Source organism: Pseudoalteromonas sp. N1230-9 (genome assembly GCF_032716425.1).
Lineage (GTDB): Bacteria > Pseudomonadota > Gammaproteobacteria > Enterobacterales > Alteromonadaceae > Pseudoalteromonas.
Map to the genome: position 1 here is coordinate 1374680 of NZ_CP090419.1, position 24494 is coordinate 1399173.

At 41.0% G+C, this 24494-nt stretch carries 17 protein-coding genes; 10 read left to right on the forward strand and 7 right to left on the reverse strand.

Features of this window, described 5'->3' with window-relative positions; translation table 11 throughout:
* Positions 1–9: 9 nt before the first annotated feature.
* The 3 genes from LY624_RS06495 to pabB form a co-directional block, all read right to left on the reverse strand.
* Positions 10–1386 carry an L-serine ammonia-lyase gene (locus LY624_RS06495; RefSeq protein ID WP_341804130.1) on the reverse strand — a complete coding sequence of 459 codons (1377 nt, stop codon included), beginning with the start codon at positions 1384–1386 and terminating at the stop codon, positions 10–12.
* Positions 1387–1487: 101 nt separating this feature from the next.
* The gene (locus LY624_RS06500; protein ID WP_341804131.1) at positions 1488–2066 is read right to left on the reverse strand and encodes an NUDIX hydrolase; all 579 of its coding nucleotides are present in this window, start codon (positions 2064–2066) and stop codon (positions 1488–1490) included.
* A 17-nt stretch (positions 2067–2083) separates the two neighbouring features.
* The gene (gene pabB, locus LY624_RS06505) at positions 2084–3427 is read right to left on the reverse strand and encodes an aminodeoxychorismate synthase component I (protein WP_341804132.1); all 1344 of its coding nucleotides are present in this window, start codon (positions 3425–3427) and stop codon (positions 2084–2086) included.
* 181 nt (positions 3428–3608) lie between these two features.
* Between pabB and LY624_RS06510 the strand changes: the two genes are divergently transcribed.
* The 7 genes from LY624_RS06510 (at position 3609) to LY624_RS06540 (ending at position 16029) form a co-directional block, all read left to right on the forward strand.
* Positions 3609–5135 carry a fumarate hydratase gene (locus LY624_RS06510; RefSeq protein WP_054551614.1) on the forward strand — a complete coding sequence of 509 codons (1527 nt, stop codon included), beginning with the start codon at positions 3609–3611 and terminating at the stop codon, positions 5133–5135.
* Between the two features lie 402 nt (positions 5136–5537).
* Complete coding sequence (locus LY624_RS06515) at positions 5538–6578, forward strand: Leu/Phe/Val dehydrogenase (protein ID WP_237119380.1); 1041 nt, start codon at positions 5538–5540, stop codon at positions 6576–6578.
* Positions 6579–6714: 136 nt separating this feature from the next.
* On the forward strand, positions 6715–7371 hold the full coding sequence (locus LY624_RS06520; RefSeq protein ID WP_445936725.1) for a CatA-like O-acetyltransferase: 657 nt from the start codon (positions 6715–6717) through the stop codon (positions 7369–7371).
* 130 nt (positions 7372–7501) lie between these two features.
* Positions 7502–10393 (forward strand): two-component regulator propeller domain-containing protein, encoded by a 2892-nt coding sequence (locus LY624_RS06525; RefSeq protein WP_341804133.1) that lies wholly within the window; start codon positions 7502–7504, stop codon positions 10391–10393.
* Positions 10394–10586: 193 nt separating this feature from the next.
* Positions 10587–11798, forward strand: a complete 1212-nt coding sequence (locus tag LY624_RS06530; RefSeq protein WP_341804134.1) for an elastinolytic metalloprotease pseudoalterin — start codon at positions 10587–10589, stop codon at positions 11796–11798.
* Positions 11799–11912: 114 nt separating this feature from the next.
* On the forward strand, positions 11913–12737 hold the full coding sequence (locus tag LY624_RS06535) for a M90 family metallopeptidase (RefSeq protein WP_130151387.1): 825 nt from the start codon (positions 11913–11915) through the stop codon (positions 12735–12737).
* Between the two features lie 106 nt (positions 12738–12843).
* The gene (locus LY624_RS06540; protein WP_341804135.1) at positions 12844–16029 is read left to right on the forward strand and encodes an amidohydrolase family protein; all 3186 of its coding nucleotides are present in this window, start codon (positions 12844–12846) and stop codon (positions 16027–16029) included.
* Between the two features lie 54 nt (positions 16030–16083).
* On the opposite strand, the gene LY624_RS06545 is transcribed toward LY624_RS06540, so the two are convergent.
* The gene (locus LY624_RS06545) at positions 16084–16626 is read right to left on the reverse strand and encodes a TetR/AcrR family transcriptional regulator (protein ID WP_341804136.1); all 543 of its coding nucleotides are present in this window, start codon (positions 16624–16626) and stop codon (positions 16084–16086) included.
* 100 nt (positions 16627–16726) lie between these two features.
* Here LY624_RS06545 and LY624_RS06550 point away from each other — a divergent pair, with 100 nt between their 5' ends.
* Complete coding sequence (locus LY624_RS06550) at positions 16727–17218, forward strand: HPP family protein (protein ID WP_341804137.1); 492 nt, start codon at positions 16727–16729, stop codon at positions 17216–17218.
* A 15-nt stretch (positions 17219–17233) separates the two neighbouring features.
* Here the strand turns inward: LY624_RS06550 and LY624_RS06555 are convergent, their stop codons facing one another.
* The gene (locus LY624_RS06555) at positions 17234–17611 is read right to left on the reverse strand and encodes a hypothetical protein (RefSeq protein ID WP_062570707.1); all 378 of its coding nucleotides are present in this window, start codon (positions 17609–17611) and stop codon (positions 17234–17236) included.
* 150 nt (positions 17612–17761) lie between these two features.
* Here LY624_RS06555 and LY624_RS06560 point away from each other — a divergent pair, with 150 nt between their 5' ends.
* Complete coding sequence (locus LY624_RS06560; RefSeq protein WP_341804138.1) at positions 17762–18514, forward strand: Nif3-like dinuclear metal center hexameric protein; 753 nt, start codon at positions 17762–17764, stop codon at positions 18512–18514.
* 85 nt (positions 18515–18599) lie between these two features.
* Here LY624_RS06560 and LY624_RS06565 read toward each other — a convergent pair whose 3' ends face one another.
* Positions 18600–19487, reverse strand: coding sequence for a LysR substrate-binding domain-containing protein (locus LY624_RS06565; RefSeq protein WP_237119374.1), 888 nt, complete (start codon positions 19485–19487; stop codon positions 18600–18602).
* A 287-nt stretch (positions 19488–19774) separates the two neighbouring features.
* On the opposite strand from LY624_RS06565, the gene metE reads away from it, so the two are divergent.
* Entirely contained in the window at positions 19775–22048 is a 2274-nt protein-coding gene (metE, locus tag LY624_RS06570) for a 5-methyltetrahydropteroyltriglutamate--homocysteine S-methyltransferase (RefSeq protein WP_341804139.1), read from the forward strand.
* A gap of 37 nt (positions 22049–22085) precedes the next feature.
* On the opposite strand, the gene LY624_RS06575 is transcribed toward metE, so the two are convergent.
* The gene (locus LY624_RS06575; RefSeq protein WP_341804140.1) at positions 22086–24455 is read right to left on the reverse strand and encodes a bifunctional diguanylate cyclase/phosphodiesterase; all 2370 of its coding nucleotides are present in this window, start codon (positions 24453–24455) and stop codon (positions 22086–22088) included.
* Between the last annotated feature and the right edge of the window lie 39 nt (positions 24456–24494).

The following is a 24494-nucleotide window of genomic DNA, read 5'->3' on the forward strand; positions in this document are numbered from 1 at the left end:
GTGCTGAAATTAACACTCGATGATATTAACTGCTAAGCCACCGCGCGCGGTTTCTTTGTATTTTGTTTTCATATCATTACCTGTGTCGAGCATGGTTTTTATTACTTTATCTAGGGTTACTTTTTGCTCGCCAGAACCACGCATTGCAAGGCGTGATGCATTAATCGCTTTAATTGAACCCATTGCATTACGTTCAATACACGGCACTTGCACAAGGCCGCCAACAGGGTCACAGGTTAAACCTAGGTTGTGCTCCATACCGATTTCAGCGGCGTTTTCAACTTGAACAACGTTACCACCCATGATTTCAGTTAGTGCCCCCGCTGCCATTGAGCAAGCAACGCCCACTTCACCTTGGCAACCTACTTCAGCACCCGAAATTGACGCGTTCTTTTTATACAAAATACCAATGGCTGCTGCTGTTAATAAATAACGAGTCGCAATATCACGGTCTACTTCTTTGATGAAAGTGTGATAATACATTAATACTGCAGGTAAAATACCTGCAGCACCATTGGTTGGTGCGGTAACAACACGGCCGCCGGCAGCGTTCTCTTCGTTTACCGCAAGAGCAAATAAATCAACCCAATCCATCGCACGTAGTGGGTCATTGTTTACCTCAATATTTAATTTAAGGTGGAGGCTAGGTGCACGGCGTTTTACTTTTAAACCACCGGGTAAAATCCCTTCTGTGCGCATGCCACGTTCAATACAGGCTTTCATTACTTGCCAAATATTAAATAGCTCATCTTTGATGTCTTTCTCGCTGCGCAGGGTTTTTTCGTTGTGCATCATAAGTGTTGATACACTAAACCCTGATTCACGACATAGCTCTAATAACTCTTTAGCTGTGTTAAACGGATAAGGTGCAGGGTTTTCCTCGCGTATTTCGAGTGCTTTTTGTTTTTCGTTCTCGAATTCTTCGTCAGTTACGATAAATCCGCCGCCGATTGAGTAATACACTTTACTGAATAGCTTTTCGCCATTTTGACTCGCAATGATTTCCATCGCATTTGAGTGCTTTGGTAGTGTTTTACGACGATGGAATACAATCGCACCTTGCTTAGGGAAATTGGCTTTATGGCTTTGGTTTAAGTAAATAACCTGTTCTTTTTCGATTTTTGCCAGAATATCGTCAACTAAATCAGCATCAATGGTTTCTGGATCATAGCCGGCAAGGCCTAAGATCACAGCTTTACCTGAGCCGTGACCAATTCCTGTTTGACCTAATGAGCCAAACAGCTCAACTTTAATATCGGTAACGTTTGCAAGTAAGTTTTTTTCTTCTAATTCGTTTACAAATAAACGCGAAGCGCGCATTGGGCCAACAGTGTGAGATGACGATGGGCCAATACCAATACTAAACATATCGAATGCACTGATCATAATTTGCTACTCATTTTCCTTTTAACGGCATACTACCTGCCTTTGAACGGTGCCACATGATAACGTTTAAACGTGTCTGTGTAACCCTAAAAGCAGGATAATTAAACTGGTAGGGCGAGCTGTTTGATAAAGTTATTAATAATGTTGGCTGTTGCCCCCCACAGCAGACCGTGCGGAGTCATCAAGCCTTGCAACATAATGGTTTTACCATTTCGCTGAAAGGGGAGAGGTTGCCAGTTTTGTTGATTACTCAAATAAGACAAGGGCATTAAAAAACTGGCAGCAACTTCGTTAGGGTCCGCTTGCCATGTTGTGCCTTTGCTAAGCGTACAAACAAAGGGCTCAATCGTGAAACCGGTTAAGGTCGCATATTGGTGCAACTTACCATGGACTGTCACTTGATGTTTGGCAATGCTGAGCTCTTCATTAAGCTCTCGAAGAGCTGTGTGCAGCAAAGATTCATCTTGCTCTTCATACTTACCTCCGGGCAGGCAAATCTCCCCAGGGTGATGAAGTAAATAACTTGGTCGCTTGCACAGCAACAAATGCGCTTTGTCATTCACATCGAGCAGAGGCAGCATCACGGCACTGGCACGCTTTTCGGCATTAAAGCGAATGGTAGCAGGGCGTTCTGTGGTTTGACTTAAACTAAAACGGGCAATTAGGTGCTGACTATTCAATGTTGTTACTTCAACTTTTACTTTAATAAAGGTAGTATTTTATTTACTTTATCGTAAGTCTCTTGGTACTCCAAGTCGACCTTTGAATCAGCCACAATGCCGCCGCCAGCCCAGCAATAGATTGCACCTTGATGACACACTAAAGTGCGAATTGTGATACTGGTATCCATGTTGCCACAAGCACTTAAATAGCCAATTGAGCCGCAGTACACACTACGGCGATGTGGTTCGAGCTCTTCAATAATTTCCATAGCACGAATTTTCGGTGCTCCAGTAATTGAACCACCTGGGAAAGCCGCATGAATTTGGTCAATAGCATCTTTGCCATCCGCTAATTCTGCGCGCACAGTACTTACTAAATGATGTACAGCTGGAAAGCTTTCAATGGCAAATAGCGAAGGTACTGTGACACTACCTGGACGAGCCACTTTGCCTAAATCGTTGCGCAGCAGATCAACAATCATGACATTTTCTGCGCGGTCTTTTTCAGATTGTTGTAAACGAGTTGCCTGCGCTTGGTCTTGTTCAGAGTCAGCCAAACGAGGGAGTGTGCCTTTAATTGGCTTGGTTTCTATTTGGCCCTGATTAATAGAAATAAAACGCTCAGGTGAGATAGATAAAATAGCGCCATCTGGGTGATTTATATAGCTTGAAAACGGTGCTTTATTCGCTTCTCGGAGTTGTTTATATGCTTGCCATGTTGAACCTGAAAATTCAGCTTTAAAACGCTGCGCAAGGTTGATCTGATAACAGTCACCACTTTTTAAATAAGCCTGAATTTTCTCGAACTTTTCGCTGTAGCTGGCTTTACTCATATTTGACTGCCAGTCGCTTTGTAGCACGAACTCTGCACTTGCTGGCGTTTCGTTTAGGTGCTGCTGGTATAGCGCTAAGCGATTTTGATTTGGCTGACAAACGTAAAACCAGCTTTGTTGTTGCTTATCGAAAATAAGGGCATCTGGATAAAGACCGACAGCCATTTGCGGCATGTTAATGTCGTTTTCGGCAGTATTTGGCATGGTTTCAATTACACGACCTAAGTCATAACCAAAATAACCAAGCCAACCGCCCGTAAAAGGCAGATTGTTAGGGTTTGCTGTGTGATTAAATTCCTGAAGACCTGCTTTCATCAAACTAAAACAATCACTTAATTGCGCTTTGCCGTCGACAAAACACTGATTTTCGCGCACTTCTAATTGTTTTAATGGCGCAATAGCAATGATATCGAAGCGGCTATTTATATGCTCGCTATTAGCTGAATCGAGCAACACAGCATGGGGCAAATGAGCAAAATGACTAAATAGCGCGATACAATCACCGCTTAAATCTAATTTAATGCACAAATTTTCATCGTTTATCATCTACATTGCCCTGAATAACTAGCCCGAAACGGGCGAGGAGGGTATCATAAGTTAAATTTGATTGGCAGCGTTATGATTTCCTTTATAGTGATGCCATGACTAACCCGTAGAGTAAATCTTCGTCACCGGTTTACTCAGGATCACGTACAGCGCTACGTGATAAAAACTTAAGGAACCCGTAATGAGCACAATTCGTCAGCAAGACTTCATTGATAGCATTGAAGATGCATTGCAATACATTTCTTTTTATCACCCTCTCGATTTCGTACAAGCCTTAGAAAAAGCTTACAACAAAGAGCAAAGCAAAGCGGCAAAAGATGCCATTGCGCAAATTTTAATTAACTCTCGTATGTCTGCTGAAGGTAAACGTCCACTATGTCAAGATACAGGTATCATTACCTGCTTCGTAAAAGTAGGTATGGATGTTAAGTGGGATAAAACAGACATGACTGTACAGCAAATGGTTGATGAAGGTACACGTCGCGCATACTTAAACCCAGATAACCCGTTACGTGCATCAATTGTTGCAGACCCTGCTGGTACACGTAAAAACACCAAAGATAATACTCCATCAGTTGTTCATATCGACTTAGTGCCAGGCGCTGAAGTAGAAGTAATGGTGGCAGCGAAGGGCGGCGGCTCAGAAAATAAAACGAAAATGGTTATGCTTAACCCATCTGATGATGTGGCTGCATGGGTTGAAAAAACATTACCAACGATGGGGGCGGGCTGGTGTCCACCTGGCATGCTAGGAATAGGTATTGGTGGTACTGCAGAAAAAGCTGCGGTACTTGCTAAAGAATCATTAATGGATCCGGTTGATATTCACGAGCTGATTGAGCGCGGCGCAGAAACAACTGAAGAAAAAATGCGTATCGATATCTTCGAACGTGCTAATAAGTTAGGTATTGGTGCTCAAGGTCTTGGTGGTTTAACAACCGTGGTTGATGTGAAAGTCAAAACGGCACCAACTCACGCAGCATCAAAACCAGTGGTAATGATCCCGAACTGTGCAGCCACTCGTCACGTACACTTCACGTTAGATGGTTCAGGCCCAGCTGATCTTAAAGCGCCTAAACTTGAAGATTGGCCAGAAGTTACGTTCGAAGTAGGTGAAGGTACACGTCGTGTTGACTTAAACACACTGACTAAAGAAGACACGCAAGAATGGAAGATGGGTGAAACGGTTCTTCTGTCTGGTACTATTTTAACGGGTCGTGATGCAGCACATAAACGCCTACAAGATATGATCCAATCAGGTGAAGGTTTACCTGAAGGCGTTGATTTTGATAATAAGTTTATCTACTACGTTGGCCCTGTAGATGCAGTGGGTGATGAAGCGGTAGGTCCTGCTGGCCCTACAACCGCAACGCGTATGGATAAATTCACTGATATGATGCTAGAAAAAACGGGCATCATCGGTATGATTGGTAAGGCTGAGCGTGGTCCTGCAACAGTTGAATCAATCAAAAACAATAAGTCTATTTACTTAATGGCGGTAGGTGGTGCAGCTTACCTTGTATCTAAAGCAATCAAGAAAGCACGCGTTGTTGCATTCGAAGATTTAGGTATGGAAGCAATCTACGAGTTTGAAGTAGAAGATATGCCAGTAACGGTTGCTGTTGATAGTGAAGGTGCAAATGCGCATACGCAAGGCCCTGCTATTTGGAAAGCAAAAATCGAAGAACTTGATGGCAAATTAAAATAACCACCTTGCAATGCTTTTAATAAAAACGGCGCACCTGCGCCGTTTTTTTCAGCTCTGACCAGTCAGAATTCTTTTCTTTGAATACCTTTATAAAGCTGATGCTGCTAGGCTTTATAGGCACATTTTTCTTGTCACTTTTTCTTTACGCTATACTTTACCTTTACGTTCACGTAATAAAGTTGTTGATGTAAATCGCTTGTTTTGAATTAATAATGCTTGTTATTTGCCTTGCTGGGTATATTTTTTCTATAAACTGTTGGTTGTTGAGTTGTTGTTTCAGTGTGAGAACTTTGCTTAGTTTTATCATCTCATTTAGTGGCAAGGGAGCATTCGAAGTGATAAAGTCTCGGCAATTTCAGCGCTCACACCCTTTGGGGTAAGAAAATTTCGGAGTATTTAACTGTGGCTGTATTTAATAAAGTCGACTTTGATAACCACGAGCAAGTGGTGTTTTGTTCAGATAAAGAATCAGGCCTTAAGGCTATCATTGCGGTTCACAATACCAAGTTAGGTCCAGCTGTTGGCGGCTGTAGAATGTGGGACTACGCAACAGATGAAGCTGCCATAACAGATGCACTTCGTTTATCAAAAGGTATGACGTATAAAAATGCTGTGGCACGTTTACCATTCGGTGGCGGTAAGTCAGTTATTATCGGTAATGCAAAAGAAATTAAATCAGAGCAACTTTTCCGTGCATTTGGTCGCCAGTTAGAGCGTTTAAGCGGTAGCTACTATTCAGCTGAAGACGTAAACATCACCTGTGATGATGTGGCTATCATGAATAAAGAAACTAACTATGTATTAGGTCTTGAAGGTAAAAGTGGTAATCCATCACCTTTCACAGCGTACGGTACATTTTTAGGTATTAAAGCAGCTTTACAGCATCAACGTGGTCATCAAGACCTTGCTGGTATTAAAGTAGCAGTGCAAGGTTTAGGTGCTGTGGCATATGGCCTTTGTAAACACTTACACGAAGCGGGCGCAACATTATTTGTAACTGATATCAACGAGCAAGCTGTTGAGCGCGTTGTTAATGACTTCAATGCAACGGCTGTGGGTATTGATGAAATCTACGACTTAGATGTTGATGTGTATGCACCATGTGCACTTGGCGCAACGGTAAATGACACGACTATCCCGCGTTTAAAAGCAACAATTATTGCAGGTTGTGCGAATAACCAATTAGCAGAGTCTCGTCACGGTGAGATCATCCGCGAAAAAGGTATCTTATACGCACCAGATTACGTAATTAACGCAGGTGGTATCATCAACGTTTACTACGAAACTGCACCAGAAGGTTATAGTGCAGAAGCATCAACTAAACACGTTGAAGGCATTTTTGATACGCTAACTGAAATCTTTGCTCGCTCTGAAAAAGAGCAAAAATCAACGCATTTAATTGCCGATGAACTAGCATTAGAAATTATCGAAAACGGCTTATAATTTAGTAAATCGACTAAATTTATAGTTAAAAAAAGGTGCGCAAGTCGCACCTTTTTTGTCTCTGTTATTTATCGCATCAAGGTGACGAAGCTATGCTTGCTAGGTACACTCGGTTTTTAAACCTCGAGGACGCCTAATGAAAACTCCATCTTGTGAAATTACCCCAATTGATCTTAATACTTGGCCTCGTAAACAGCATTTCGCTTTTTTTAAAGAATTTTCTCTGCCATATTTTAATGTGTGTGTTTCACTCGACATGGCAGCTCTTTACAACAAGTGCAAAACCGAGCCGTATTCGTTTTTTCACAGCTATGTTTACCTAACACTTGAAACATGCCATGACTATGCGCCAATGCGTCAACGTATCGTTGATTTTTTACCTGTGCAGCTGTCATCTGTGCGTGGCAGTGTGGTTGAGCTGGCAGAAGATGAAACATTCCGCTTTAGTTATTTTGAAAAGCACGCCTCGATTGAAGATTTCTCAAAACACGCCATTACTGTGGGTAAAACAAGTAAAGCAAAACCGTTTTTCTCTGATGCATTTGCTGCAACAGAAGGGCAGCCTGATCTTATTCATATCTCAGTGCTTCCATGGTTAAACTTTACTGGGTTTGCCCACGCAGTGAGTGAGGGGCATGGCCTTGGTATTCCTAAGTTTGTATTTGGTCAGTATGACTCAAAAACTGGCAAAATGCCGCTTTCAATTGATGTGCATCATGCCTTAATGGACGGGTTACATGTCGCACGTTTTGTAAAACTACTGCAAGAAAAAATTAATAATTTTTGTAAATGATTGTTGCTAATTGTGATTAAACTGAGTAAAAATTAGCACTTAGGTAGTATTTGCTCAGTTGGCTGAATCTTCGCTTATTCTGCAAAACTATACACAGTAATAATGATAATAAGTATCAAGGTTTTATTTTATGGCGCGGGTAATCTGCTGTGTGTTGTTGTTTTTAAGTTTTGGGCTTACAGCCAAACCTGCGCGTCTGTCACTAACAGATTACTTCACTGAAACATGGAGCACTCGCTCTGGCCTACCGCATAACAGTATCAATAGTGTTAGCCAAACAAAAGATGGTTATATTTGGGTGGCGACGTGGGAAGGGTTAGCACGTTTTAACGGACGAGAATTCAAACTCTTAACACGCACAGAAATTCCTGGCTTACCTGATTCTGGTCTACGAAGCTTGATTGCCACAGAAAATGGAGATTTGTACATAGTCGGAGCTCGTGGAGGAATTGCGAAAAGGTCGCAAGGTCATTGGCAGGCACTGCCAGCTTCATCAACAATGGTAAATCATGCCCTTATTACAAAAAGTGGAGAGCTTTGGCTCGCTCTAGAGGGGCAAGGTATACTTTACCGCTCGTCTGAACAAGCACCAGAACAACAGTTACTAGATAAACTCAGCGTTTATCGATTATTGCAAGATAATGATAATGTTATCTGGGCCGCAACGAGCGATGGCTTATATCAAATTATCAATAAAAAAGTCAGTAAAGTGAGCCCACGTTCAGGCTTACCTGATGCATCTGTCTTTACTTTGTTGCTTACTCAATCAGGTGATTTAGTTGTTGGGACTGAGAGTGGAGCTTGGAAAAAGCAACAAGATGTATTCGTTTCCATAAATGATGTTTTAAACAATGAATCAATATCGAGTTTGCTTGAAGATGCACAAGGGGACTTATGGTTTGGCACCATTAATAAAGGTGTTTTTAGGTTAAGTGAGCGAGGGCTTGAGAATCTAGATGCAGATGATGGATTGCCTAACAACCGGATCTTATCTCTTTTGCAAGATCGTGAAAAAAGTATCTGGGTTGGTACTAATGCAGGACTATTTAGATTAAGAGAAGCGCCATTTACCAACTGGAGTCAAAGTCGGGGTTTGGCATCTGATTACGTCAGAACGGTTCTCTCACATTCAGATGGCAGTGTATGGGTTGGTAGTAGCAATGGGCTTAACCGCATTGAAAAGGGTGAAATTAGCACTTTAAGGCAGGCTTATGAACGTGATCCTTTATCGGTATTGAGCTTAACCGAAGATAAAAAAGGTGATGTTTGGTTAGGCACGTATACGGCTGGTTTAATGAAAGTCGTCAATAATAAAATTTACCCCGTAAAGAATAGAAAAAATGGTTTAATCAGTAATGAGGTTCGTTCGTTACTTTTTGATTCTGAAAATAATTTATGGATAGGTACAGCCAGTGGTTTAACAAAGTTAAACGAAGATGGGCAAGTGCATTCTTATACATCAGAACATGGTTTAGCGGGGAACTTTATTATGGCCTTGGCGGAGGACACGCAAGGTCGATTATGGATTGGTACCGGAGTTGGTGTTTCTATCTATACACCGTCTGAGGACAGCTTTGCCACTATTACTTTTCCAGAATACTTTAGCACTGAGTATGCGTTTGGTTTTTATGTTGACGACACTGTCATGTGGTTAGCGACTGACAGGGGGTTGGTTCGTTACAATATGCTAAACGACACAATGTCACTATTTGGTCGTCAAGAAGGACTACCTGTCGATAAATTATTTCAGATTGTTGAGCAAGGTGATTCACTTTGGCTGACAAGTAATAGGGGCATTATTCAAATAAATAAGGCGCAGTTAGTCGCATTTTTAGATCAGCCTAAACGCGTTAATCCACTGACCGTGTCTATGCAACTCTATGATGAGGGTGATGGAATGCTGAGCGCCCAAGCTAATGGAGGGTCGACTCCAGCAGCAACCCTTCACTCTGACGGACAAATCTGGGTTGCGACCGCACGTGGCGTTGCTGTGGCAACGCCTGAGCGATTAAAAGAAGCCAGTACACGTCAGTTATCGACAGTCATTGAAAGTTTTGATGTGGATGGCAGAGCGGTTGCACTGCCACCTAGTGATGAACTACTTAACCTGCCGCCTGGGATTTCTCGTGTATCGTTTAATTATGCGGGGTTGAGTTTTATAATGCCTCAGCGGCTTAACTATCAGACCCAACTGAGCGGTTACAATGAACAGTGGGTTGATAGAGGGCGCTTGGCTATTACTGAATACACGAATTTAGCGCCAGGTGAGTATACTTTTAAAGTGCGTGCAGGCTATCCCAACAGCGATTGGCAAGATAACGAACAAGTTTTACGCTTTAGGATAGCCCCTTACTTTTGGCAGAAGACAAGCTTCAAACTTTTAATTGTTTTTGCGATTATTTTAATAGCTTACAGTATTTACAAATTTCGTTTATACCACTATAAGCGGATTGAAATAGAGTTAACCGAAAAAGTAGAGCAACAAATGCATGACTTGAAAAACCAAGCGGATGCATTTGCGCATTTGGCTAATCATGATCAGTTAACTCAGTTACCTAATCGACGCGCTTTCGATGTTTGTTTGTCACAAAGTTTTGATAAATTTAGAAAAGAGAATAAATTCTTCTCTATTGCGATCATGGATATTGATCATTTTAAATCAGTTAACGACAATTTTTCTCATCTAATAGGTGACAAAGTAATTTGTGAAATAGCGCGCTTACTCACTTTAAATTGTACCCATATAGGTCAAGCAGCTCGCTGGGGTGGCGAGGAATTTACGCTTTTATTCCCAGAAAAAACAGCAAAAGAGGCAGCACGAGTATGTGAGGTTATTCGCCTTGAGATTGCAAACTATGATTTCTCGCATATCGCTAGTGGTTTGTCTGTTACGGTTAGCTTTGGTTTAGCTGACAGTCAAAGTGCAAGTGATTACGATCGGCTTTTAGCACAAGCCGATAAGGCATTGTATTGCGCTAAATCCGCAGGACGAAATCAGGTTGTTATTTACCGCAGTGAATAATTAGTTGCTCAATCAGCTATTGATTACAAAATAAAATGTTTTATTTTTGTACACGTTTTCGGCTTCAAGGTGGTGTTATTAAAGGTACATTACTTACGTAAATGTTTACATAAGAATATAAAATTAACAATTAATTCACTTTTGATCTACATTTTTGTTCCCCGTATGGGGTTTTATAAAAGGGAACAAAAAGATGAATAAACATTTACTAACACTTGCGGTTACGACTGGACTTGGTTTTTCTTCTATAGCGTTTGCCGGTGTGCATAACCATGAAACGTTTGAATTTTCAGACCAAGCAGTTGAACAACTGAATCTTAATTCATTATTAATTATGGATGACCAAACATTTGTATTTAATAATGATCTATTAAATGAAGATTGGGATAACTACTTCGCATCGTATGCCCCTGAACTTCAAAGTAAACAAGCTTTTATACTACACTGGGCTGGCTATTATAGTATTAACCCAAAAGTGATTTTGGCCCTGATTGAACAGCAAAGTGAGGGACTTTCTGATCCTTCGGTTGAATTAGAAAGCGTGTTTAACAATATCTCTGACAAGCAAGGGTTTGATGAGCAGGTGAAAGACGTTGTATTTAAATTAAGTCAACGTTTCTATGCCTTCAAACACTGGCAAGAGCAAGCCGTAAAGCATGATAAAAACTCAAATTCCATAAAGCATCTGATTAGGCCTTCACAAGTGAGTACTGCTGCTACAGCTGCGCTTGCCAGCATGATGAGTAAGCAGCATAATTTGCATGGTCAGCCAAATGATTCTTTAACTCGCTTCTTAGATATATTCGAGCAACTATCACCCGAACAGTCTCTTATCTTGAACACAGACCAGGTCACTTTCTCAGGGGAAGAGCAGTCGGTTCAAGCCACATTTACTATGAACTTACCTTGGTCTCAAGGATATTATTGGTATAGTGGTGGAGCGCATTCAAACACTGGCTCAGGTTATCCTTATTCTTCATTAGACTTTAACAATGGTTCTGGTGGATGGGGAAGTAATACGCCTTGGGTTCAAGCCGCACATGGTGGAGTCATCACTCGTTTTTCGTCATGTAATATACGGGTAACGCACTCAAGTGGCTTTGCAACTAATTATTACCACATGTCTAACTTGCAATACAATAATGGTGACACTGTGCAGCCTGGAACGTTGCTAGGTCGTTATGCGAATAGTTATAACCAAGCACTGTGCGAAGGCGGACAATCATCTGGTCCACACGTGCACTTCACTTTATTACAAAATGGTCAGCAAGTTTCATTACATAACCGTTATATCAGTAATTATCGTATTGATGTTGGTAATAGTAACTATGATTCAAATTGTAATAACTTTTATTTTGAGCGCAACGGACGTAGAACCTGTGCTTGGCAACCCTTATACCGTTAATGATGGTAAAAGCCGTGTTTAACACGGCTTTTAATGTTCAATTAATTTTTCAAGTATTGATCTTTTTTTGTTTGCACACATTTAACTACTAAGACCGTTTTTTAGGCGATGGTAATGCTTAACCTATTTTTGTTACTTTCCTTAGTTATTTTTATTGTGTGTTATTGGCGCTGGGATGATATTAGAAATCATTTTTGGCAAAAAAAGTACCATCGTTTTGCTCTTAACTCACAGCAAAAGAATTTGTTGCTAAAGTACATGCCCATCTACCAAAGAATGACCGACGCCGATCGTGAAAAGCTGGAACGACATATCGTTTGGTTTTTAAATGAAAAACGTTTTATTGGTTGTGATGGCTTAAAACTTAACGAATCTATGAAGTTGATAGTTGCTGCTGATGCGTGCTTGTTAGTCCTCAATAAACCCTGGCCTTTGTACCGTAATGTTAGAGAAATTTTATTGTATCCTAGTGCATATTATGCGCCCGAGACCTCGCGAGATGGTGCCGGTTTGGTAAGTTATCACAACGCTGTTCGTCAAGGGGAATCATGGCCAGGCGGAACGCTGGTATTGAGTTGGCATGATGTCCTAGAGGGGAACCGCTTACCAAGTGATGGTCATAATTTAGTGTTTCACGAATTTGCCCATCAGCTCGACCAAGAAACCGGTAAAACCACGGGCACACCACTGCTTGCTAGTAATGAAGATTACCAAAAATGGGCAAAAGTATTTAGCCGCGCGTTTAATCAACTCAAAACCCATTTAGCTTACGGCATGCCTCATGTTATTCATAGTTATGGTGCGACCAATGAGGCAGAGTTTTTTGCTGTCATCACCGAAACCTTTTTAGAAAAACCTGCTGAACTGAGACAATTTGACCCTGAGATTTATCACTTGCTGGTTGGCTATTATCAGTTTGATCCCATTGCGTGGCATTAGTCGACTATTTACGTCTGTTTAACACGAATCACTGGAATCTTGCTATGCTATTTGGTGCAATCTTAAAAGTGTGCAAATAAGCAAAACAATAAAAAGTGAGACTTCAATGAAGAAAATGCTTCATACGGCCCTAGCTGTATCGGTTTCACTTGCTCTAACTGGGCAAGTGGTGGCAGCTGAACAGTCAAATGATGACAAATGGCAGGTGGACGCACCTAAAGGGCAATTCCTAGACGCTAAAATTAGTGTTGAGCAGGGCACGTGGATGAACGTAGATATTAGCCCTGATGGTAAAACCGTGGTGTTTGACCTACTCGGCGATATTTATACCATGCCATTATCTGGCGGGACTGCAACGCAATTAACCAGTGATATTGCATGGCAAATGCAACCACGCTTTAGCCCTGATGGTAAGCACATTGCGTTTACTTCAGACCAAGGTGGTGGCGATAACATTTGGGTTATGGATTTAAACGGTGAAAATCAAAAAGCAGTCACGAGCGAAACATTTCGTCTGTTAAATAGCCCAGCTTGGAGCCCTGATGGTGATTACTTAGTTGCGCGCAAGCACTTTACTGCAAGCCGCTCTTTAGGGGCTGGTGAAGTATGGCTTTACCACAAAGCGGGTGGTAAAGGTGTACAGCTAACTGCACGCGAAAACGACCAAAAAGACTTAGGCGAGCCAATGTTCTCACCGGATGGTCGTTATGTTTATTTTTCGCATGATGCAACGCCGGGCAAAACATTCCATTACTCTAAAGACTCTGTAGCGGGTATTTATAAAATTAAACGCTATGACCGTGAAACCGGCGAGATTGAAACTATCATTGATGGCATGGGTGGGGCTATTCGACCGACACCTTCACCAGATGGTAAAAAACTTGCGTATATAAAGCGCGATGATTTCCAAACAAGCTTGTACTTATATGATCTTCACACCGGTGAGCATACCAAGCTCTATGGCGAGCTTGAGCGTGATATGCAAGAAACATGGGCTATTCATGGCGTATACCCAACAATTGCTTGGACACCAGATAACGAACAATTGGTTTTTTGGGCGGGTGGTACCATTCATAAGCTAGAGGTGGATGATAAGTCTGTCTCGACTATTCCATTTAAAGTTGAGACCAATAAGCAAATTCAAAAAGCCGTGCGTTTTACACAAAACATCGATAGCGATAATTTTGATGTGAAAATGCTGCGCAATGTACAAATTTCACCGGATGGTGAAACGGCTATATTTGAAGCGCTTGGTCATATTTATAAACGTGATTTAGAGTCTGGCAAAGTGAAACGCCTGACTAAGCAAGACGATCACTTTGAATTATTCCCGCAGTTCTCTCGTGATGGTAAGAAAATTGTTTACACCACATGGGATGATAACGAACAGGGCTCAATCCGTGTTGTGTCTGCGCGCAGTGGCCGTGGCGATACCATTACTCAAGAGCCAGGTAAATATGTAGAGCCAACTTTCAGCCCTGATGGCAAAACGGTTGTTTACCGTAAAGCATCCGGCGGCAGTATCCTTAACCCAACATGGTCATTAGAGCCAGGTATTTACTCAGTAAGTGCCAAAGGCGGTGATTCAACACTTATCACTAAATCAGGTTATCAGCCGCAATTTGGTGCAGCGAATGACCGTATTTATGTGATGAGCCCTTGGCCGAAACCAACATTAAGCGTTGTTGAGCTTGAATCAAAACAAGTTCGCAAACTTTATGAGTCAGAACATGCAACAGAGTTTAGAGTATCACCAGATGGTCAATACTTAGCGTTTGCAGAGCGTTTTAAAGTATTTGTTACGCCATTTGTTGAGCGTGGTAAAACCATTAACATTGGTCCGAAAGATAGCCAATTCCCAATTGAGCAGCTGTCTGTTCGCGCGGGTGAGAACATCAGTTGGAGTGGCACAAGCGATAAACTTTATTGGAGCTTAGGCCCTGAGTTATATCATGCAAGCCTAGCGGGTTTATTTGATATTAACCAAAATGCTGAGACTGATTTTAAAGTTAAAAGTGGTGATAACATCGGTTTTACAAAAACCATGGACGAGCCTAAATCAGTATTCGCTTTAACTGGCGCGCGCATTATCACTATGAATGGTGAGCAGGTTATTGAAAACGGCGTTATTGTTACTGATGGTAAGCATATTAAAGCGGTTGGCAGTAAAGACAGTGTTGCTATTCCTAAAGGCGCTGAGGTAATTGATGTAACTGGTAAGACGATTATGCCTGGGATTGTTGATGCGCATGCGCACGGCTCGCAAGGTAGCGATGAGATCATTCCACAGCAAAACTGGAAGAACTTAGCAGGCTTAGCGTTAGGTGTGACAACGATTCACGATCCATCAAACGACACCACTGAGATTTTTGCTGCAAGCGAAATGCAAAAAGCAGGCATGATTTTCGGCCCTCGTATTTTCTCAACGGGTACTATTTTATATGGTGCGAATATGCCGGGTTACACGTCGCATATTGATTCGTTAGAAGATGCCAAATTCCACCTTGAGCGCTTAAAGAAAGTGGGCGCGTTTAGTGTTAAATCCTATAACCAACCACGTCGTGAGCAGCGTCAGCAAGTCATTGAAGCAGGTCGTGAACTTGAAATGATGGTTGTGCCAGAAGGCGGATCATTACTGCAGCACAACTTAACCATGGTGGTTGATGGTCATACGGGTATTGAGCACTCAATTCCTGTTGCCAATATTTACGATGATATTCGCCAGCTTTGGTCACAGAGTGATGTAGGTTACACACCGACACTGGGTGTCGCATACGGTGGTATTTGGGGTGAAAATTATTGGTACGACAAGACAGATGTGTGGAATCACCCACGCTTAAGTAAGTTTGTACCAAAGAATCAGCTTTTACCTCGTTCAATGCGTCGTGTTAAGGCTCCCGATCATCACTATAACCACTTTAACAATGCGCGTGTTGCCAAAGAGTTGCAAGACTTAGGTGTTTTAGTAAACCTAGGTGCTCATGGTCAGCGTGAAGGTTTAGCGGCACATTGGGAAATTTGGATGTTTGCACAAGGTGGTATGACACCACTTCAAGCAATTCGTGCAGCAACGTTAGATCCTGCTAAATACATTGGTCTTGATAACAACATCGGTTCTCTTGAGCCGGGTAAACTTGCCGATTTAATCGTTATTGACGGTAACCCGCTAACTAACATTCGTGATACAGATAAAATAGATTACACCATGATCAATGGTCGTTTATTTGATGCTGCCACCATGAACGAAGTGGGTGAGAAAAAACGCGAAAAGTTATATTTTGAAAAAATCTAACAAAGCGGAAATCTAAACTGAAAGCGGCCATAGTGCCGCTTTTTTATAATTTATTTATGGCTTTAAATGAGGAAACTGTTTAATTCCTACTAGTTTTGCTTGGCAGATCATGCCCTCTACAAGCGTCATCAAATAATGGCTCTGTGAGTTCAGCTGAGAACTTTCCATGTTATTACACGCTGATAAACGCTGTTTTATTAACTGCTGTACTGCCATTTTATGCTCTTTGCAGGCTTGATTAATTGGACTTGCAGGATCAGCAAATTCGGCGGCAGTGTTAATAAATAAACAGCCATTAAAATCACCTAACTCAGTCACCTCAGAGTTAAACCAAGCTTCATGGCAGCTGATCAAAGCGACTTTAAATTCTTCAATAGTTGTTTGCTTGCTGGTGGCTTGCGTTAACCAATTTAAAAACCTGTTATGTCGCTCACTAAGGCACGCTAGTAGTAGCTCATCTTTACTTGCGAAATGGTGGTACATGGTTTTTTTAGCGACACCCGCGACACTAATAATCTCGTTGATTCCCACATTATGAATGCCTTTTTGATAAAAAAGTGACAGGGCGGTCAAAATAATATGTGTTCGTTTATCCATAACAAGCTCTTAATTGGTGACTAATAATATCTTGACAGAAGTAGACCGATTTGTCTACCATTTGTCGAGTAGACAAGTCGGTCTACTTTTGGGAGGCGTTATGGAAAATAAAGTGAGTAGAGCGGCAATCGCGGGTGTGTTTGCTTGTATGGCAATTTTTGTGTTGGCCTATTTACAGCAACTAGGACATTACGGTGTGTGGTTGATGGCACCGTTTGGTGCAACTGCCGTGTTGGTATTTGGTGTGCCACACAGCCCGCTTGCGAAAGCGAAGAATGTTATCGGTGGGCACCTTTTGACTGCATTAATTGGCGTTGTATTTGTAAATTATGTCGGTGTAGGGCCTGTTGAAATTGCTATAGCAACAGGACTGGCAATCAGTCTCATGATGCTGACAGACACAATACATCCAGCGGCAGGCGCAAACCCAATTTTGATTATACAATCTTTGCAAAGTTGGGATTTTTTAGTGATGCCTGTATTGATTGGCACTGTTTTTATTGTGTTATTTGGTTATTTTAGTCAATGGCTATTAAATATTCTGCTGGAAGGATATAAAAAACCGCTAACGAGTAGCGGTTTTTTAAAATGAATGCATGTAATTAAATTACACAACACCACGTGGTAAACGACAATCGTGGTCTTTTTCAGCTAGGTTAACAATCCAAAGCTCTTCAGCTTTGTAACCATCATCGTTTGCTTTAACAACAGTGAACGATGCTTTTTTTGCTGTTTTAGCTGGCGCAGCGGTTTTAGTTTTGGTTTTTTTCGCTGGGGCTTTTGGTGCTTCTTCTGCCTTAGGCTCAGCTGTTTTACCAGAAGTAAGCTCTTCAGTCAGCGCTGCAACATCGGCTAGGCGCAAGTTTTTGCCACCATCGATGCTATACCAACCAGGTTTTGTAGTAATTTCAGGTTTCTTACCATTCGCTGCTTCGTATGCTGCTTCGAAGGCATTTAACACTTCTGTTTTGTCTAGTTTGCTCATCAGAGACCCTATACGTTGTAAACACAGATTAAGAATATATATTTATACCTATTTTTAGCTTACTTTTCAATTTTTTGCGATTTTCCTTCCATTTTTCGCTCATAACCGCCAAAATTTGCACAAAATAGAGGGTTGGAGAACGATTTTTATATGCAACGCAAACAATTTACTCAATTATTAAACGACATTCTTAAACCTGACTCAATCGCTGATTTTTGCCCCAATGGTTTACAAGTTGAAGGTTCGAGCGTAGTAAAAAAAATAGTAACGGGTGTAACAGCAAGCCAAGCATTGATTGATGCCGCTATTGCAGAAAATGCAGATACGATTTTGGTGCACCATGGCTATTTCTGGAAAGGAGAGTCGCAGCCAATTACGGGAATGAAAAAACGCCGTATTGCAGCGCTTTTAAACAATGATATTAATTTATATGGCTATCATTTACCGCTAGATATACACCCTGACATTGGTAATAACGCACAATTGGCAAAGTTACTCGATATTGAGTTCACTGGAGGGCTTGAATCCGGTCCAAATAGTGTGCCAGTAAAAGGGCGTTTAAAAACACCATTAACTGGTGAAGAATTTGCCGACAAAATAACCCAAGTACTCAATCGCGCACCGTTAACAAGCTTAGTTAGAGAAGAGAAAATCGACACTATTGCTTGGTGTACTGGTGGTGGACAAGGGTATATTGATTTAGCAGCCTCGCAGGATATTGATGCTTATTTGACAGGTGAAGCATCTGAACAAACTATTCACAGCTCACGTGAACAAGGTATCGATTTTTTTGCAGCAGGTCACCACGCGACAGAGCGTTACGGCATTAAAGCGCTGGGTGAGCTATTAGCTGAGCAGCATGGTTTTGATGTCACCTTTATTAATATCGATAATCCAGTCTGACTCTATGGAGACTTCTGCGCCCCTGCATCAAACCAGTGGCGCATATTTCACTGGTAAAATGGACTAAACCAGTAAGGGGGCTTTTTTAACGGCCGTTATTTTGTTTACACGTATTTAAAAAGTGACGATAAACAGGGTTATCTTTCATATTTTTTTTCATTGCTAAATACATCGGGCGTGTTAACCCTAATGCACCTAACGGAATGGATTTAATGAGCCCTTGGCTTTCATAAGGGGTCACTAACCAATCCGGCAAAGCCGCAACCCCCATACCTGCGCTCACTAATTGGAATATCAATAAGCCTTGGTCAACCGTTTTCAGCGTGCCATCAAATCGTGCATTTTGAATAAAATGTTTAAAGATATCTTGGCGTTCACGTGGGATGGGGTAAGAAATTATCGTTTCGTTTTTTAAGTCCAGTGCGGTGACATAGGCTTTTTTAGCCAGTTCATGATCAGGCGAAACAATCAGTTTTAACTTAAAATCAAATAAGTGCGCATATTCTAATTTGTCTGGCTCACGGATATCAGATGTGAGTACTAAGTCCAATTCATCATTCATCAAATCAGGAATAGCGTCATAACTAAAGCCTCTTTCATAATCGACTTTAATATCTGGCCAAAAGTTGTTGAACTCTTTTATCGTCGGTAATAACCAGTGAAAGCAAGCATGGCATTCGACACTTAAACGCAGGTTTGAAATTGGTTGATTAAGGCTTTCTTTTAAACGACATTTTGTTGCTTCAACACGTGGTAAAACTTCGTTTGCTAACTCCAGTAACAGCATACCTTGTGGGGTAAAGCGTACGGGCTGAGTTTTACGCTCGAAAAGTTGGCAGTCTAACTTATTCTCAAGATCTTTAATTTGATGCGATAAAGCCGATTGAGTTAAAAACAACTCTCGGGCTGTATTGACCAAAGATCCTGTTTCTTTAAGGGTTGCTATGGTTTTTAAGTGTTTAATATCGATCATCTTTAAAAAATCTCATGAAAAATGTGAGTCAAACTCAGATTACGGACATAGTACGCCTACAATCATGTTTTTTCAACGTCTAGACGTCTAAAATTTCAGAGGAATTTTACCTCATATTTACAATATACTTTTATTACTTAAATTGACAGCGTTGTCATTTGTTTTTTATTTAAATTGTTTTTTAAATCCATGAAATTACCTCAAGTTGAAACTGAGAAAGCATCAGTTGAATTAGATTTATCTCATCGCTAATGTTTTAGACATCTAAACAGCTAAATGGAATGGATATGGCACAATTACATAATTTAGGCTTTCCTCGAATAGGAAAGAAACGTGAGTTAAAGTTCGCAATAGAATCTTATTGGGCAGGAAAAATAAACCAACAGGTATTACTCGAACGAGGTAAGTCTATTCGAGAAGAAAACTGGGCACTACAAGCTAATGCCGGTATTGACTTACTGCCTGTAGGTGACTTTGCTTGGTATGATCATGTTTTGAATACATCACTTTTGGTGGGAGCAATTCCAAAGCGCCATCATAGTGAGGAAGGTAACGTTGACTTAGATACACTTTTTAGAATTGCTAGAGGGCAAGCGCCTACTGGATGTCAATGTGCGGCAAGTGAGATGACAAAATGGTTTAATACAAATTATCACTATATTGTTCCTGAGTTATCGGAAGATCAAACATTCGAACTGACTTGGACTGAACTATTTGAGCATGTGCAAGAAGCTCATCAATTAGGCCACAAGGTGAAGCCTGTGTTGGTTGGTCCTGTGACTTATTTACATTTGGCTAAGCCTGCTGGAAAGTCGTTTGATACGTTATCATTACTCGAAAGACTTTTACCTGTCTATCAACAGGTATTAGCTAAGCTTGCAAAGCTGGGTGTTGAGTGGGTTCAAATAGATGAACCAGTTCTTGCTTTAGAATTAAACCATGGCCAGCAAAAGGCACTTAAAACAAGTTTTGCAACGCTTTCAGGACAAGGTGTTAAGTTACTACTTGCCAGTTATTTTGACTCGGTAGATGATTATTTTGCCGATATAGCTAATTACCCTGTAGACGGTGTGCATTTTGATTGTGTTGCAGGAAATAACGATATATCAAAGCTTGATACCTTAATAACACAACAACAGGTACTTTCACTGGGTATTATTGACGGTCGTAATATATGGCGCAGTGATTTAACGCAGAAGTATTCTGTATTACACGCGTTAGCTAAAAAAAGAGGCGATAACCTGTGGCTTGCACCATCTTGTTCGTTGCTTCATACACCTGTCGATTTAGATCAAGAGCAGCAATTAGATAGTGAAATAAAATCGTGGCTTGCTTTTGCCAAACAAAAGGGCGAAGAGTTACAACTATTGCGTAATGCGCTTAACACAGGGCAAACACAGTTGCTGTGCGATTACAGTGAGCCAGTTAAGAAACGTTTAATATCAGCAAGAGTTAATAATCAAGATGTACAAAACCGTCTGAGTACATTAACTAACAAAGATGCTAAACGGTCTAGTCCATTCTCAGCTCGAATAGCCAAACAGCAAAGCGCACTTGGGCTACCTTTACTACCGACCACCACGATAGGATCTTTCCCGCAAACTCAATCGATACGTAAAGCACGTAAAGAATTTAAAGCGGGGGTTTTGCCTGCTGCTGAGTATCGTCAGCAGATGGAAGCAGAAATTCGCTATGCTGTTGAAGAGCAAGAGGCGTTACAGCTCGATGTTTTGGTGCATGGTGAGGCAGAGCGTAACGATATGGTTGAGTACTTTGCGGAGTTTTTGCAAGGCTTTGCATTCACCCAATTTGGTTGGGTACAAAGTTATGGCACGCGTTGTGTAAAACCCCCGATTATTTGGGGCGATGTGTCGAGAGAGCAATCTATGACAGTTGAATGGACGCGTTATGCACAATCTCTAACAACGAAAAAAATGAAAGGAATGCTAACTGGCCCAGTGACTATTCTATTTTGGTCATTTATCCGTGATGATTTAAATAAACCTACTATTGCTAAGCAAATAGCATTAGCGCTTCGTGATGAGGTTGTCGATTTAGAGCAAGCTGGTATAAAGATAATTCAAATCGATGAGCCCGCTTTTAGAGAGGGTATGCCATTAAAATCAAGTGACTGGCAATCGTACTTGGATTGGGCTGCTTATGCGTTTCGTGTTTGTGCATCGAAAGTGGCAGATGAAACACAAATTCATACTCATATGTGTTATGCGGAGTTTAACGACATCATCGCGGGTATTGCAGACATGGATGCAGATGTCATCACGATAGAAACATCTCGTTCAAATATGGAGCTATTAAAAGCATTTGAGGATTTTGACTATCCGAATGATATCGGGCCTGGGGTATATGATATTCACAGCCCAAATATCCCCGATATTGCTTGGATTAAAAACTTAATTCATAAAGCGGCTAAAAAAGTGCCAGTAGAGAGGCTCTGGGTCAACCCTGACTGCGGTCTAAAAACCCGCGGTTGGGAAGAAACACGCTTAGCATTACAAAATATGGTTACTGCCGCTAAAGAGTTACGCCGAGAGTTAGGATAACCTCATAAACATACTAAGCCTAAGTCACTCTTAGGCTTTAAAGACCATTTAGAATTACTTTTTCAGCTTCACTGGCTGGCATAGGTTTGGCCTTTAAAAAGCCTTGGCCAAACTTACATTGTGTTTGTTTTAAAATGTTTAATTGTTGTTCTGTTTCAATTCCCTCTGCGACTACATCCAGCTTTAATGATTGGGCTAAGGAAAGAATAGCGTCAACAAGTGGGTTATGCTCTTTCCTTAAATGATCAATAAAGCTTTTATCAATTTTTAAAATATGAATGGGTAGTTGATGTAAATAACCAAGTGCAGAGTAACCTGTACCAAAATCATCTAAACATAGTTTGACTTCAAGCGGAGCAAGGCCTTCTATTATTTTTGTTGCCAATTCTAGGTTACCAATTAAGCCTGACTCTGTTATTTCTAAACATAAAGAGCCCAGCGGTAATTGATACTTTTTATATAAGTCATGTATCTGACTCACAAAGTCGAGGCTGGCAAAATGCCTAGATGACACATTGACAGTGACACGTAAAAAAGGTGTTCCTTGTTTATGCCAAGCAAATATCTGCTTTGCGGCAAGTTCTAATAAGTGCAAATCAAGATTAATGATCTGCCCTGTGTCCTCAGCGATCGGAATAAAATCATTAGGAGCCACTAAACCTTTGCTAGGGTGATGCCATCTAACAAGCGCTTCAAAACCAACAACTTCATTACTTTGAATAGTAAAAATAGGCTGGTAGTAAAGTTCAAAGTCGTTATGCTCGATGCCATGTTGTAAGTCATTTTCAATATCTGCATGTGACTTTAACTTCTTGCGCATTGTGTTATTGAAAAATTTGACTTGTCCGCGACCTGAAGATTTTGCTTCATACATAGCTGCATCAGCATGTTGCAGTAACTTATAAGCCTTGTCTTTTTCAGTTGTACAAAATGCAACACCGATACTCGTTGAAGCTTGCAATAGGTGACCATCGATATTGAGAGGCTCTGCAAGTGCCAATTGGATACGTGCAAGTGCATCATCAATTTGTTGTTTGTCAGTAATGTTTTCCATAAAAATAGCAAATTCGTCACCGCCCAAGCGCGCGAATGTATCTGTATTTCTAATCGTTCCTTGTATTAGCTCACATATTTTGACTAAAAAGTGATCGCCAACCTCATGGCCGAGCGAATCGTTAATACTCTTAAAGCGATCGAAGTCTAAATAAAGTAGGGCATGTTGGCTTTTTTCATCAGAGCGAGCTAAGCGTAAAATCCCGTGTTTAACTCGCTCGATAAGTAATGAACGGTTTGCCAGGCCAGTGAGTTCGTCGTGCAGTGCTTTATGTTCCAGTTCTTGGCGCGAAAGCTGACGGTCAATTGCCATACTTATCTGCCGGCTTACATACGTGAGAAGAGCACGATCATGTTCACTGTAATGGTAATGTTTACTGTAGCTTTGAACAGCAATTACACCACTGATACGTTCATTTACTTTAAAAGGCACACCGAGCCAAGATTCTGCTTGCCTACCAACCATCTTAAAATGGCCTGCTTTTATATGTTTTTCAAACTCTTCTTTATTAAATAATAGAGACTGGTCTATCGTTAAAAGATAATACGAAGCGGTGTCCTTGAGTAATTCTTTGGAAATCTTTTTGTGTGCGTTTGAACGAACACCTTCTTCAATAATATAGACTAAATCAAGTACATCTAGTTGTTTATCATACAAACCGATAAAGAAGTTATCAGCTCGCAGTAAAGAGGTAATAATACTGTGAAGCGATTCAAAAAAGCTGTCTAGTTCGCTTGATTGATAGGTTAAGTTTGCAATTTGCAACATACTGTTTTCAAGCTTTTGAGCATCATTTAACTGCTTTACAGTTTGCTGTAAATTTTCAACGGTGCGAACTTGATTTATCTTCGCACTCAGTAAATGAGCAACCGTTGAGAGCACCTCTAAGTGCGCATCTGTATAATAATGTTTTTGTGGGTGCTCGCAATCAATCACCCCTAAGACCTTTTCTTTATAAACAAGGGGCACACATAACTCAGAAAGAGCAGGGCGGGCATCCGCTATATAACGACTATCTTGAGTGACATCGCCAACCATCAGAGGGAGTCCTGATGATGCAACATAACCGGTGATCCCTTGGTCAAAGTTGATTTCAGTTCTGTCAATATGGTAGGTATCTGAAGAACTCGCAGTTCCCAGTGAAGCAACTTCTTTTAATGTACGTGTTTCGTCATCAGCTAAATAGATAACACATTCAATAAAACCAAGGCGGTTTACAACCTGAGATGTTACATAATCGAGTAATTCTTCTAGCGTATCTAGCTGCATCAATGACGATGAAAACTGATTTATTATACGTAGTTGGTCTGTTTTGACCTCAAGTGCAAATGCGGTATCTAACCTTTTAGACATAAAAAGAAAACTGACTCAAATTAGCTGTTAATTTATTAA